Below are 11968 nucleotides of genomic sequence, written 5' to 3'. Positions count from 1 at the left end.
CTCACCGCCGGCGCGCGCACCGCAAAGGTGCGGCGCGCCTCGTGGCTGTGCGTCGCCTGGTTTCGCGCCGAATTCACGCACCATCCCGCACGCTATCCCGAAATAGCGCGTGCGCCACCGCACGGGCCAACGGGCACGGGACTTGGGACTCGCATACTTTTTGCTGTTCTATCCTGTAAACTTGACGCTCACGCGTCCCGCCCGTCACGTCCGTCCCGAGCGCCATCGAAACGAAATGACCAGCATGATCGACATCGATCCCCCCGGTTTCCAGTCTCGCCCCATCGCCGGCGAAGAAGGCGCCCGCCGCACCGTGCTATACGGCGGCTACACCGTCTTCAGCGTGTTCCAGCCGGTGTTTTCGGTCGCGCACCGGCGCGCGATCGGCTATCACGCGTCGCTGCGCGCGCACGACGAGCAAGGCCAGCAGGCGCCCTCGCAGGAGGTGTTCACGCAGGCGGCGCGCCGCGGCGACCTGCTCGAACTGGGGCGTCTCGCGGAATCGCTGCATCTGGGCAACTTCAACGCGTTCGATTCGCATGACGAATGGCTCTTTCTGAGCCTGCACCCTGCCGCGCTCATGGACACGAGCTACGGCGACGCCCTGCTCGCCGGCCTCAAGGCGCTCGGCCTGCAGCCGCAGCGCGTGGTGCTGGAAGTGTCGGAACAGGCGGGCGGCGAGAATTCGCGCTTTGCGGAGATCATCGACGGATTGCGCAAGGCGGGCTTCGTGATCGCGCTGGATGGCTTCGGCGCGAAGCATTCGAACATCGACCGCGTGTGGCAGGTGCGGCCCGACATCGTCACGCTCGACCGCAGCCTGCTCGCCCAGGCGAGCCGCCACGCGCATATCGAGCGCGTGCTGCCGGGGCTCGTCTCGATGCTGCACGAGTCGGGTCAGCTCGTGCTCGTAGGCGGCCTTTCGACCGAGCGCGACGCGCTGATCGCGCTGGAAAGCAACGCCGACTTCGTGCAGGGCGCGTATTTCGCGCGGCCCGACGTCGAGCCGGTGCCGCCGGCCAAGGCCGCGCAGCTCATGGACGATCTTTCGTCGCGCCTGCGCGAGCGCGTGGCCGCGCGCGAGCGTTCGCAGTCGGCGCGTCTCGCGCCGTACGTGAGCGCCATCGAAGCGGCGGCAAAGCAGCTTGTCGAGGGCGCGACCATGAGCGACGCCACGCTGCCGCTGCTCGGCCTCGACGACACGGCGCGCTGCTTCCTGCTCGACGCGTCGGGCCGCCAGATCGGCGACAACGTGCTGCCCGACGGCCGCACGTCGCAGCGCGCCAAGCGCTTCCGGCCGCTGCTGCATTCTGAAGGCGCAAGCTGGGAACGGCGGCCTTACTTCATCGGCGCAAGGAAGGCGCCAGGCCGCGTGCAGTTCACGCCGCCCTATCTGTCGATCAACGAGGCGCACCTGTGCGTCACGGCCTCGGTCGCCTTGCAAACGGAGCACGGCGTGCAGGTACTGTGCGTCGATATCAACTGGGACGCCGCGTTGCGCGGCTAGCCTGCGTTCAGGCTGAGGCTCACGCTCACGCGAAGACGACGGGCTGCGTGAGCAGCGTCGCGCAGCCGTGTGTGGCGCACGCGCGAGCGGTGACGGTAAGCGTGGACACGCACACCGCGCCGTCGCTCGAAGCGAGCCGGGCCAGCATCTTGCGCACCGCCTCCCCGCCGAAAGCCCGGTTGGCGGCCTGAAGCCGGTTGGCCGGCCCCGCGCTTCCCCCTTCCGTTGCCGCGACACAAACGACCGGCTCGGGCAGCCCGTCGCGGTCGTCGCGCACATGCAGCCAGGCGGCGAGCGCGCCATCCTGCGCGACGAGCGCCACGCCCGGCTCGCCGTCCAGCGCCAGCGCTTCGGCGCGCAGAACGCGCGCAACGGGCGCTTCTTGCGGGACCTCGCTGCGAGACTCTTCGGCCGCGCTCGCCACGACCAGCGCGTTTGCCGTCACCCCCAGCAAATCCATCAATCCCACGCGATCCTGTGCTTGCAGTACGTCACGCAAGCGCTCGACCGTGCGCGCGTGCCGCACTTTGTCTGCTGGCGCCGCTTGCGGCACGGCCTCGCGAGCGAGCCGAACACGGGCGCGCCGCACGATCTGCCGGCAATGCTCGTTCGTGCAGCCGGTGAGCGCGCCGATCTGCGCGTAGTCGCAGTCGAAGGCCTCGCGCAGCACGAACACCGCCTGCTCGAGCGGTCCCAGCCTTTCGAGCAGCAGCAGCAGCGCGTCCGAGAAGCGCCGCGCGCGCAAGCCCGCCTCTTCCGCAGAAGGCGCCGCGTCGTCGAGCCACGCGGCCTCGTGTTCGCCCGCTTGCTCGCGACGCAAACGCCGCAGCCGGTCGATCGCGAGGCGCACGGTGACCGTGGCGAGCCATGCCTGCGGTGCGCGCAAGGCCGGTGCGTCGGCGTCGCGCCAGCGAAACCACGCGTCCTGCACGACGTCCTCGGCCTCCGCACGGCTGCCCAGCACGCGTGCGGCCAGCGCAATGAGCCGGGCGCGCGCCTCGCCGAAGGCGGCGGCGCGGCGCGCGTCGGTCCACGCTGCCGGCGCCCGCTCGGCTTCGTCGCTCACTGGGGTCGCAGCCTCATTACACCCGGTGCCTTCCAGACTCGTTCCTTCGATTGTGTCGATCGCCTGCGTCATTCGCTTCGCTCCTTCGCCATGCGTGCTCGCTGCCGCCCTTTCCCTCATGACGTCCGGCACGCGGCCGGCGTGACAGCCTCACGCAAAAATATTTTCGTCACGGGCGACCCGCGGCGGGCGTCATGGCAGCAGTGGCGCAATCGCGCCGCCTACGGAAAAAACACGAGGCCCGTCATGCCATCCTTTGCACTGAATCATGCAGCATTGCCGCCGAGCGCGCTCAATCTCGTCCCGACCGTGATCGAAACCTCGGGGCGCGGCGAGCGCGCCTACGACATCTACTCACGCCTCCTGCGCGAGCGCATCGTGTTCCTCGTCGGGCCGGTGACCGAACAAAGCGCGAGCCTCGTGGTCGCGCAACTGCTCTTTCTCGAAGCGGAAAACGCGGACAAGGACATCAGCTTCTATATCAATTCGCCGGGCGGTTCGGTCTACGACGGACTCGCCATTTACGACACGATGCAATTCATCAAGCCCGATGTCTCGACGCTGTGCACGGGTTTCGCCGCCAGCATGGGGTCGTTTTTGCTCGCCGCGGGTGCAAAGGGAAAACGCTTCGCACTACCGAACGCACGCATCATGATCCATCAACCTTCGGGAGGCGGCCAGGGCACCGCCGCCGATGTCGAGCTGCAGGCGCGCGAGATCCTGTACCTGCGCGAGCGCCTGAACGCGATACTCGCCGCGCGTACCGGACGCGGCATCGAGCAGATCGCGCACGACAGCGACCGCGACAACTTCATGTCGGCCCACGCGGCCGCCGAGTACGGCCTGATCGACCGCGTGCTCGAGTCGCGCGACGACCCGTTGCTGCGCTAAAGCGCTGTGTCCGCGGCTCGCGGGCTCACGCGAGCCGCACGGCGAGCCACGCCGCCAGCACGCCCTTGTACTCGGCGACCAGCAGCTTGCGCTCCTTCGGCTTCGCCGCGGCGTATAGTGGGTTGAGGCTCTTGATGACCTGCAGCATGACTTCGGCCACGCGATAGGCCTCGTCCGACGCAAGCGCCGGCTGATAACGCAGGAAGAGCGCCGTGAAACGCTGGCGCAGCAGATTGCGCACGGCCGCATCGCGCTTGAAGCCGAGCGGCACGGATAGCAGCGGCAAATACGCGGGATAGTCGTGCATCAGATCGACCATCAAGTCGAACAGCCGCTCGACGAGTTGCGCGAGCGGCAGCTTGCCTGCATCGTCGTGCGCGGCGATGAGCGCGCTCCAGCGCGCGTCCATTTCGTCGCCATAGCGCTTGCGCAGCGCGAGGGCCAGTGCCTCCTTGTTCGGAAAGTACTGATACGCCGCGCCCACCGAAACGCCCGCCTGCTGCGCGATCTGCGTCATCGTCGCCGCTTCGAAGCCGCGCTCGGCGAAGGCTTCGCCTGCGGCTTCGAGCAGCGCGTCGACCGTGCGCGCCGCGCGTTCCTGACGCGGCACGCGCCGGGCGTTGGCGCGTGCCTCTTCCTTTTGCGCCTCTTTGCGCGCAAGCGGGTCTGCCGCCATATCTGAAGCCTCCTTCACATTCGTGTATGATTATGTGAAGCCATCCTCACATATAGGTGAACCATGACGCAAGCACTTTCACTGAATGCGCGCACCACGGCGCTCGTGATGATCGACCTTCAGCACGGCATCGTAGGCCGCCAGATCGCGCCCTATAGCGGCGCGCAGGTCGTCGCCAACGCCAAACCGCTCGCCGACGCACTGCGCGCCAAGGGCGGCACCGTCGTCTGGGTGCACGTGCTCCTGAACGAACTGCTCGCGTTGCCCGCCGACGCGCCCGGCCGCACGCCCGACACGCCGCCCGCACCGGCCGAAGCCTCGGAACTCGTGCCCGAGATCGGCGCGCAACCCGAGGACGTGATCGTCGCCAAGCGCCAGTGGGGCGCGTTCTACGGCACGAACCTCGAGCAGCAACTGCGCCGCCGCGGCATCGACACCATCGTCATCGGCGGCATCGCCACGAACTTCGGCGTCGAATCCACCGCGCGCGCGGCGTTCGATCTCGGCTTCAAGCTCGTGTTCGTCGAAGATGCCACCTCGGGTCTGAACGAGGAGATGCATCACTTTTCGTTCGAGAAACTGTTCCGCCACATGGGCCACGTGCGCTCGACGCAGGAAACCATCGCCGCGTTTGCGTAAATTCGTTTGTATAAAACGCTTCGCACAAAACAAAAAAGCCCTCGACTCGCATCGAGGGCTTTTGCATGTGCCGCAGCCAGTGCGGCGCATTCAGCAGGGCTTCGTATTACGCGAAGTTCTGTGCTGCGAAGTTCCAGTTCACGATGTTCCAGAACGCTTCGACGAACTTCGGACGCGCGTTGCGGTAGTCGATGTAGTAAGCGTGTTCCCACACGTCGATCGTGAGGAGCGCCTTGGCGTCGGTCGTGAGCGGGGTGGCGGCGTTGCTGGTCGACACGATGTCGAGCGAGCCGTCAGCCTTCTTCACGAGCCACGTCCAGCCCGAACCGAAGTTGCCTACGGCAGCCTTCGTGAAGGCTTCCTTGAACGCGTCGTAAGAGCCCCACTTCGCGTTGATCGCGTCGCCGAGCGCGCCCGACGGTGCGCCGCCGCCTTGCGGCGAGAGGCTGTTCCAGAAGAACGTGTGATTCCAGATCTGCGCCGAGTTGTTGAACACGCCACCCGACGACTTCTTGACGATCTCTTCGAGCGAGAGCTTTTCGAACTCGGTGCCCGGAATCAGGTTGTTCAGATTCGTGACGTAAGCCTGGTGGTGCTTGCCGTAGTGGAACTCGAGCGTCTCTTCCGACATGTGCGGAGCGAGGGCGTTCTTCGCGAACGGCAGCGGCGGGAGCGTAAATGACATGATGCGGTTCCTTCGTCGTGTTATGGGGAGTTCTGCGTGATAACCGGCATGGAGCACTCGATTGTAGGCGAGTTGGAATAACCCCGCAAACGAGCGGCCTTTATGCCGGATATCGTTTGCGCAGGGCTTTTCCGAATGAACCGCGATGCGTTTTGCGCCGATGCAACGACGCTCGAACAACGCTTTCCATGCCTGCTTGGCGCGCAGGCGAGACGGCTGCAATCGCGTTGCAATCTTCGCGCAACCGGTGTGCAAACTTCCTGCAACGAGCCTGCAACAATCGCTTGCCGCGACGATATTTCGTCGAGGCGAAGCGATCGGGCGATTGCGCCGGTGCCTCGCTGAGCAGCAAGCAACGGGCCCGGCAGGCCGGCTGCGAGCCCAGATCAGAAACCGTCGGCGAGACGCGGCTGGACATCGGCGAGCGCGACGTCGGCGCTGCCCTGCGCGAGATGCACGGTGAGCCGCTTGCCGGGCTTGAGCGTGGCGGGCGAGCGCACCGCTGCACCGCTTTGCGCATCGAGCAGCGCCGCGTAGCCGCGCTCGAACGTGCGTTGCGGGCTCAGCACTTCGAGGCGGGCCGTGAGCTCCGAAACGCGCGCCGCTTCGCGCTCGCGCTGGCGCGCGAAGGCGCCGTCCAGACGCCGGCCGAGCGACTCCAGCTGGGCGCGCTGCGCGGCGGCGTCGGGCCGCGCGCGCTGCCAGCGCATCTGCATGACGTTCAGGCGCGCACGCGCCTCGGCGCTGGCACGCGAGCCGGCCGAAGCGAGCCGTATCGTCAGCTGGCGCAGGTGCGTGCGCTGCTGCGCGAGCCGCTCGACGGGCGAAACGAGCCGGCGCGCCAGCCAGTCGAGCTGCTGCGCGCGCCGCTCGAGCAGACGGCCGAAATCGCGTGCGAGCGTGGCATGGCGCTGGTCGAGGTCGCGCAGCAGCAGCGTGCGCTGCGGACTGACGAGTTCCGCCGCGCCAGTGGGCGTCGGCGCGCGCACGTCGGCGGCAAAATCGGCGATCGTGAAATCGGTTTCGTGCCCCACGCCGCTCACCACGGGAATGGCGCTGGCCGCGATCGCGCGGGCAAGCGCCTCGTCGTTGAACGACCACAGGTCCTCGATCGAGCCGCCGCCGCGGCACAGCACGAGCACGTCCACCTCGTTGCGCGCGTTCGCTGTCTCCAGCATCGCCGTGAGTTTTTCCGCCGAGCCCGCGCCCTGCACCGGCGCGGGGTAGACGATCACCGGCACGTGCGGCGCGCGGCGGCACAGCGTGGTCAGCACGTCGCGCAGCGCGGCGGCCTGCATCGACGTAATCACGCCGATGGCGCGCGGATGCGAGGGCAGCGCGCGTTTGCGCTCAGGGTCGAAGAGCCCTTCGGCTTCGAGTTGCGCCTTCAGCCGCAGGAAGGCTTCATAAAGGCGGCCCTGGCCGGTACGCCGCACGGCCTCGACATTCAGCTGGAGTTCGCCGCGCGGCTCGTACATCGTGACGAGCGCGCGCACTTCGATACGGTCGCCTTCGCGCGGCGTGAATTCGGCGTACTGCGCACGGCCACGGAACATCACGCAGCGAATCTGCGCCTGGGCGTCCTTGATCGAGAAGTACCAGTGGCCGCTCGCGGCGCGCGTAAAGTTGGAAACTTCGCCGGAAATCCATGCAAGCGGGAACGTGCGCTCGAGCATCGAGGCGATCGCCCGGTTGAGCGCCGAGACCGGCACGACGACGTCGCCCGAAGGCGCGGAGGAAGCGGAGAAGCGGTCGGATAGCATGCGTAAGGGTGTGGAGAAACCTTGGCCGGACAGACAATAGACCGTTCGGGGGGCGATAGTCCAGCACGAATGAGACCCGGCCCGCAAGCCCCGCGAAGTGTCCACATCGGCGCTGTCATGCGGCATGCTGACCGCAGCCGGCCCGCAAACGCTGAAAAAATCGCTCACGCCATTGATTTCTATACGTTTTTTATCGATATCACATCCTTACAGGCCGATGGAGAGGCCGAGGAATGGGCTTTTGCGCCTTCCCGGGATGTACTTCTCCACAAAGTTATCCACAGGCGTCGATTTTTCGGGCGTTTCGCGCGGCTTGCAGGCAACCGACAGTTGCGTGCGGCCCGGCAACTTGCCGCGTAACGCCTACCCGCGCTAGAGTGCCGGGTTCACGAACGCCTGTGCCGCATCACTCGCATACGCAGGTCATTCGTCTGCCGTCCTGTTTGTCGCTCAGCTCACCTGGAACCGGAGAACCGACCCGATGCCCGCCCTGCCTGTCTGCTTCCCGCATACCGCGTGCGGCGCTTCGCGCGCAAATTACCGCGCATATTGCCGATGAGCGGCCCCGTCTCCAGTCTCAAGGAACGCCTCGAAGCGCAGTTTGCGCACGCCTGGCAACGCCGCGGCGCACTCGCCTGGGGGCTCACGCCGCTCGCCGCCGCGTTCGCCGCCGTGAGCGGTGCGCGCCGCGCCGCCTTCGCGGCGGGCTGGCTCAAGAGCGTTCGTGTGGGCGTGCCCGTGGTGGTGGTCGGCAACGTGACCGTGGGTGGCACGGGCAAGACGCCCACGGTGATCGCGCTCGTCGAGGCGCTGCGCGCCGCGGGCTTCTCGCCGGGCGTGGTCTCGCGCGGGTATGGCGCGAAAATCGCCCGCCCCACGCCCGTCACGGCCGATACGCCCGCGCGCCTTTGCGGCGACGAACCCCTGTTGATCGCCCGCCGCACGGGCGTGCCCGTCTGGGTCTCGCCCGACCGCGTGGCCGCGGCCACGGCGCTGTGCGGCGCTCACGGCGATGTCGACGTGATCGTGAGCGACGACGGCCTGCAGCACTACCGCCTGGTGCGCGACGTCGAGATCGTGGTGTTCGACCATCGCCTGGGCGGCAATGGCTTTCTGCTGCCGGCGGGCCCGCTGCGTGAGCCGCTCTCGCGCCGGCGCGACGCCACGCTGGTGAACAACCCGTTCGAGCGCACGCTGCCGGCCTGGCCCAATACGTTCGCGCTCAAGCTCGAACCCGCCGACGCCTGGCATCTCGCCAATCCGGCGCTGCGGCGTCCGCTCGCGCAGTTTGCCGCCGGCGCGGCCGCAGTGGGGCAAGACGCAGGCACACAGGGATCGCCGGGCGCGCTGCGCCTCGTGGCGGCGGCCGGCATCGGTTCGCCGGAGCGCTTTTTCGCGACGCTGCGCGCGGCCGGCCTCGCGCCGCAAACGCTGCCGCTGCCCGACCACTACGCCTACGCAACCAACCCGTTCGCCGACGTCACCGCCGACGCGATCCTGGTCACTGAAAAGGATGCAGTAAAATTGGGGGCCTGGAACGACGCGCGCATCTGGGTCGTCCCCGTTGAAGCCGCGCTCGATCATCGCCTCATTACCCTGGTTGTGGAGAAACTTCGTGGACGCTCGTCTGCTTGAAATCCTGGTCTGCCCGATCTGCAAGGGCCCGCTCAGCTATGACCGCGCCGCGCAGGAGCTGATCTGCAACGCCGACAAGCTCGCCTACCCGATCCGGGACGGCATTCCGGTCATGCTCGTCGACGAAGCGCGTCAAACCGTGGAAGGCACGCCGGTCGATCCGCACGGGCCGAGCGCCGCGTAAGGCGCGCGGGCGGCGCCACCCGCGCCGCTCACTCCGCTCATCTCGTCTTACTGGCTCGAAACCGGGTCACGCGCGCCGCCCCCCGGCGCGCTGTCGTCTCCCAAGGCGGTTTCCCGAACCGGTTTCCCCAATCCCCCTTTCCTGTCCTAGCTCGAACTGGCCATGACCGCACCCGTGCAACCCTTCATCGCCGTCGTCCCGGCGCGTCTCGCGTCCACGCGGCTGCCGAACAAACCGCTCGCCGACATCGGCGGCAAGCCCATGGTGGTGCGCGTGGCCGAGCGCGCGCGCGCTTCGGGCGCGCAGCAGGTGCTGATCGCCTCGGACGCCCAGAGCGTGCTCGACGCCGCCCGCGCCCACGGTTTCGAGGCCGTGCTCACGCGCGCCGACCACCCGTCGGGCACCGACCGCCTCGCCGAAGTCGCCGAGCACTACGGCTGGAGCGACGAGACGATCGTGGTCAACGTGCAGGGCGACGAGCCGCTGATCGACCCCGCGCTCGTGTGCGACGTTGCGTCGCACCTCGCCGCGCACCCCGAATGCGCGATCGCCACTGCCGCGCATCCCATCACGGCGCCCGACGAAATCTTCAGCCCGAACGTCGTGAAGGTCGTGCTGGACGCACGCGGCGTTGCACTCTACTTCTCGCGCGCGCCCATTCCCTGGGCCCGCGACGCCTGGCAGCCCCACTGGTCGCCGGCGCGCCTCGATCTCGGCGCAATGCCCGCCCCGCCGGCTTCCGCGACCGTTTATCGCCATATCGGCCTGTACGCGTACCGCGCGAAATTCCTGCGCAGCTACCCCTTGCTCGCGCATTCGCCGATCGAGCAGGTCGAGGCGCTGGAGCAGCTTCGCGCGATGTGGCACGGCGAGCGCATCGCGGTGCTCGTGACGACCGAGGCACCCGCGCCGGGCGTCGACACCCCCGCCGACCTCGCCCGTGTGCAGGCGTTATACCGGCCTTAATTCCGTCCGTGGGGCAAAAATCCCATGGCATAATCAATTGTTTGCGCGAGCCGTCTAAAGCCTTTGTGCGTCGGGGTTTCCCCGCTTTTCGGCACCGTCTTGCAGCGCCGCCCCGTGTCCAGTGCCACTCATGAACACCGGGCGAAAGCCGCGCGGGACATGCCGTCGCCCCCGCCAGCACTGCCTCGGCGGCCGTGAGCGAACGGGCGAGGAGACGCACGACGCTGACGATGCCGCCCCACCGCGCGTGCGGGGCAGCCGCCGCGCCGCAAGAATTCACACAGATCGGAGATTGTTCACATGCGTTTGATCCTGTTGGGCGCCCCGGGCGCGGGCAAGGGAACCCAGGCAACCTTCATCAAGGAAAAGTTCGGCATTCCGCAAATCTCGACGGGCGACATGCTGCGCGCGGCCGTCAAGGCCGGTACGCCGCTTGGCCTCGAAGCGAAGCGATTCATGGACGCCGGCGAACTCGTGACCGACGAGCTCATCATCAATCTCGTGAAGGAGCGCCTTCAGGAGCCCGACTGCCAGAACGGCTACCTGTTCGACGGCTTCCCGCGCACGCTGCCGCAAGCCGAAGCGATGAAGCAGGCGGGCGTCGCGATCGACTACGTGCTCGAGATCGACGTGCCGTTCGACGAGATCATCACGCGCATGAGCGGCCGCCGCATGCACCCGGCTTCGGGCCGCACGTATCACGTCAAGTTCAATCCGCCGAAAGTGGACATGACGGACGACGTGACGGGCGAACCGCTCGTCCAGCGCGACGACGACAAGGAAGAAACGGTGCGCAAGCGTCTTGACGTGTACGTCGCCCAGACCAAGCCGCTCATCGCCTACTACAGCGACTGGGCGAAGCGCGGTGAGGAAAACGGCCTGCAGGCGCCGCAGTATCGCGCCATCTCGGGCCTCGGCAGCGTCGACGAAATTCGCGAGCGCGCGTTCGAAGCGCTCAAGTAAGCGGGCCAAAGTCCGCCGGGTCAAAGTCCGCCCCGGAGCCGGTTTCGGCATACTTGCTGGTTTGCCTGCGGGCCGGCTGGCGCCGCACTCCCGAGGTGATTCGGGACGCGACGCCAGCCGGCCCGTTTTGTTTTTGGTGAGTCTCGCACGCATTGCCTCTCTGCGCGGGACAGCATGGCCACAACAACAGGAGACGAAAGATGCAAATCCGCGGCAACGTATTTCTCATCACCGGCGGCGCGTCGGGGCTCGGCGCGGCCAGCGCGCGTCTGATCGCGGCCGAAGGCGGCAAGGTCGTCATCGCCGACCTCAATGAGGACGCCGGCAACGCGCTCGCGAAGGAACTGGACGGCGCGTTCGTGAAGTGCAACGTCGCGAGCGAGGACGACGGCGCGCGCGCCGTGGCCGCGGCAACTGCGCTCGGCACGCTGCGCGGCCTCGTGAACTGCGCGGGCATCGCGCCCGCCGTGAAGACCGTGGGCAAGGACGGCCCCCATCCGCTCGACACGTTCTCGAAGACCATTTCGGTCAATCTGATCGGCACCTTCAACATGATCCGCCTCGGTGCGGCCGCCATCGCCCAGACCGCGCCCAGCGAGGGCGGCGAGCGCGGCGTGATCGTCAACACGGCTTCAGTGGCCGCTTACGACGGCCAGATCGGCCAGGCGGCCTACGCCGCGTCGAAGGGCGGCGTCGTCGCAATGACGCTGCCGATCGCGCGCGACCTTTCGCGCAGCGGCATCCGCGTGATGACGATCGCGCCCGGCATCTTCGAAACGCCGATGCTGCTCGGGATGCCCAAGGAGGTGCAGGATGCGCTCGGCGCGATGGTCCCGTTCCCGCCGCGCCTCGGCAAGCCGGATGAGTACGCGATGCTCGTCAAGCAGATCGTCGAGAATCCGATGCTCAACGGCGAGGTGATCCGTCTGGACGGCGCGATCCGCATGCAGCCGAAGTAACGGCGCGCGCCCTCCCCGCGCGAAAAAAAGCCCG

Annotated in this window: 14 protein-coding genes; 9 read left to right on the top strand and 5 right to left on the bottom strand. The window is 67.5% G+C overall.

The genetic code is table 11. The annotated features are described in order from the left end of the window. Window positions 1-235 precede the first annotated feature (235 nt). Complete coding sequence (locus ACOJB8_RS12565; protein ID WP_475012752.1) at window positions 236-1507, top strand: EAL domain-containing protein; 1272 nt, start codon at window positions 236-238, stop codon at window positions 1505-1507. Window positions 1508-1532: 25 nt separating this feature from the next. On the opposite strand, the gene ACOJB8_RS12560 is transcribed toward ACOJB8_RS12565, so the two are convergent. Further along, window positions 1533-2645 (bottom strand): sigma-70 family RNA polymerase sigma factor, encoded by a 1113-nt coding sequence (locus ACOJB8_RS12560; RefSeq protein ID WP_475012750.1) that lies wholly within the window; start codon window positions 2643-2645, stop codon window positions 1533-1535. 174 nt (window positions 2646-2819) lie between these two features. Here ACOJB8_RS12560 and clpP point away from each other — a divergent pair, with 174 nt between their 5' ends. Further along, window positions 2820-3464, top strand: coding sequence for an ATP-dependent Clp endopeptidase proteolytic subunit ClpP (gene clpP, locus ACOJB8_RS12555; RefSeq protein ID WP_321930894.1), 645 nt, complete (start codon window positions 2820-2822; stop codon window positions 3462-3464). A gap of 25 nt (window positions 3465-3489) precedes the next feature. Here the strand turns inward: clpP and ACOJB8_RS12550 are convergent, their stop codons facing one another. Continuing rightward, window positions 3490-4140 carry a TetR/AcrR family transcriptional regulator gene (locus ACOJB8_RS12550; RefSeq protein WP_069262786.1) on the bottom strand — a complete coding sequence of 217 codons (651 nt, stop codon included), beginning with the start codon at window positions 4138-4140 and terminating at the stop codon, window positions 3490-3492. A 63-nt stretch (window positions 4141-4203) separates the two neighbouring features. Here ACOJB8_RS12550 and ACOJB8_RS12545 point away from each other — a divergent pair, with 63 nt between their 5' ends. After that, entirely contained in the window at window positions 4204-4779 is a 576-nt protein-coding gene (locus ACOJB8_RS12545; protein WP_069262787.1) for an isochorismatase family protein, read from the top strand. Between the two features lie 106 nt (window positions 4780-4885). Here the strand turns inward: ACOJB8_RS12545 and sodB are convergent, their stop codons facing one another. The 3 genes from sodB to xseA form a co-directional block, all read right to left on the bottom strand. Further along, entirely contained in the window at window positions 4886-5464 is a 579-nt protein-coding gene (gene sodB, locus ACOJB8_RS12540) for a superoxide dismutase [Fe] (protein ID WP_042266176.1), read from the bottom strand. Between the two features lie 100 nt (window positions 5465-5564). Then, window positions 5565-5882, bottom strand: coding sequence for a hypothetical protein (locus ACOJB8_RS12535; protein WP_475012748.1), 318 nt, complete (start codon window positions 5880-5882; stop codon window positions 5565-5567). Further along, the gene (gene xseA / locus ACOJB8_RS12530) at window positions 5851-7227 is read right to left on the bottom strand and encodes an exodeoxyribonuclease VII large subunit (protein WP_368604059.1); all 1377 of its coding nucleotides are present in this window, start codon (window positions 7225-7227) and stop codon (window positions 5851-5853) included. Before xseA ends, ACOJB8_RS12535 begins: the two co-directional genes overlap by 32 nt. A 117-nt stretch (window positions 7228-7344) precedes the next feature. On the opposite strand from xseA, the gene ACOJB8_RS12525 reads away from it, so the two are divergent. From ACOJB8_RS12525 to ACOJB8_RS12500, 6 genes are all read left to right on the top strand, one after another. Continuing rightward, window positions 7345-7587, top strand: coding sequence for a hypothetical protein (locus ACOJB8_RS12525; protein ID WP_368604060.1), 243 nt, complete (start codon window positions 7345-7347; stop codon window positions 7585-7587). Between the two features lie 195 nt (window positions 7588-7782). Beyond that, window positions 7783-8862 (top strand): tetraacyldisaccharide 4'-kinase, encoded by a 1080-nt coding sequence (lpxK, locus tag ACOJB8_RS12520; protein ID WP_069262789.1) that lies wholly within the window; start codon window positions 7783-7785, stop codon window positions 8860-8862. Then, window positions 8843-9046, top strand: coding sequence for a Trm112 family protein (locus ACOJB8_RS12515; protein WP_042266182.1), 204 nt, complete (start codon window positions 8843-8845; stop codon window positions 9044-9046). Before lpxK ends, ACOJB8_RS12515 begins: the two co-directional genes overlap by 20 nt. A 162-nt stretch (window positions 9047-9208) precedes the next feature. Then, complete coding sequence (kdsB, locus tag ACOJB8_RS12510) at window positions 9209-10012, top strand: 3-deoxy-manno-octulosonate cytidylyltransferase (RefSeq protein ID WP_475012746.1); 804 nt, start codon at window positions 9209-9211, stop codon at window positions 10010-10012. Between the two features lie 300 nt (window positions 10013-10312). Then, window positions 10313-10975 (top strand): adenylate kinase, encoded by a 663-nt coding sequence (gene adk, locus ACOJB8_RS12505; protein ID WP_069262791.1) that lies wholly within the window; start codon window positions 10313-10315, stop codon window positions 10973-10975. A 200-nt stretch (window positions 10976-11175) separates the two neighbouring features. Next, window positions 11176-11934, top strand: coding sequence for a 3-hydroxyacyl-CoA dehydrogenase (locus tag ACOJB8_RS12500; protein ID WP_475012744.1), 759 nt, complete (start codon window positions 11176-11178; stop codon window positions 11932-11934). The last annotated feature ends 34 nt before the right edge of the window (window positions 11935-11968 follow it).

Source organism: Paraburkholderia sp. BR10141, assembly GCF_056155635.1.
The sequence above is the reverse complement of the archived record's forward strand: the minus strand, read 5'-3'. Positions and strand labels throughout refer to the sequence as shown.

Bases quoted from the DNA above. Each gene is read 5' to 3' on its own strand.
- xseA (WP_368604059.1), bottom strand. From the start codon at position 7,227: ATGCTATCCGACCGCTTCTCCGCTTCCTCCGCGCCTTCGGGCGACGTC.
- sodB (WP_042266176.1), bottom strand. From the start codon at position 5,464: ATGTCATTTACGCTCCCGCCGCTGCCGTTCGCGAAGAACGCCCTCGCT.
- ACOJB8_RS12560 (WP_475012750.1), bottom strand. From the start codon at position 2,645: ATGACGCAGGCGATCGACACAATCGAAGGAACGAGTCTGGAAGGCACC.
- ACOJB8_RS12545 (WP_069262787.1), top strand. From the start codon at position 4,204: ATGACGCAAGCACTTTCACTGAATGCGCGCACCACGGCGCTCGTGATG.
- kdsB (WP_475012746.1), top strand. From the start codon at position 9,209: ATGACCGCACCCGTGCAACCCTTCATCGCCGTCGTCCCGGCGCGTCTC.
- ACOJB8_RS12550 (WP_069262786.1), bottom strand. From the start codon at position 4,140: ATGGCGGCAGACCCGCTTGCGCGCAAAGAGGCGCAAAAGGAAGAGGCA.
- ACOJB8_RS12525 (WP_368604060.1), top strand. From the start codon at position 7,345: ATGCGGCATGCTGACCGCAGCCGGCCCGCAAACGCTGAAAAAATCGCT.
- adk (WP_069262791.1), top strand. From the start codon at position 10,313: ATGCGTTTGATCCTGTTGGGCGCCCCGGGCGCGGGCAAGGGAACCCAG.
- lpxK (WP_069262789.1), top strand. From the start codon at position 7,783: ATGAGCGGCCCCGTCTCCAGTCTCAAGGAACGCCTCGAAGCGCAGTTT.
- ACOJB8_RS12565 (WP_475012752.1), top strand. From the start codon at position 236: ATGACCAGCATGATCGACATCGATCCCCCCGGTTTCCAGTCTCGCCCC.
- clpP (WP_321930894.1), top strand. From the start codon at position 2,820: ATGCCATCCTTTGCACTGAATCATGCAGCATTGCCGCCGAGCGCGCTC.
- ACOJB8_RS12535 (WP_475012748.1), bottom strand. From the start codon at position 5,882: ATGTCCAGCCGCGTCTCGCCGACGGTTTCTGATCTGGGCTCGCAGCCG.
- ACOJB8_RS12500 (WP_475012744.1), top strand. From the start codon at position 11,176: ATGCAAATCCGCGGCAACGTATTTCTCATCACCGGCGGCGCGTCGGGG.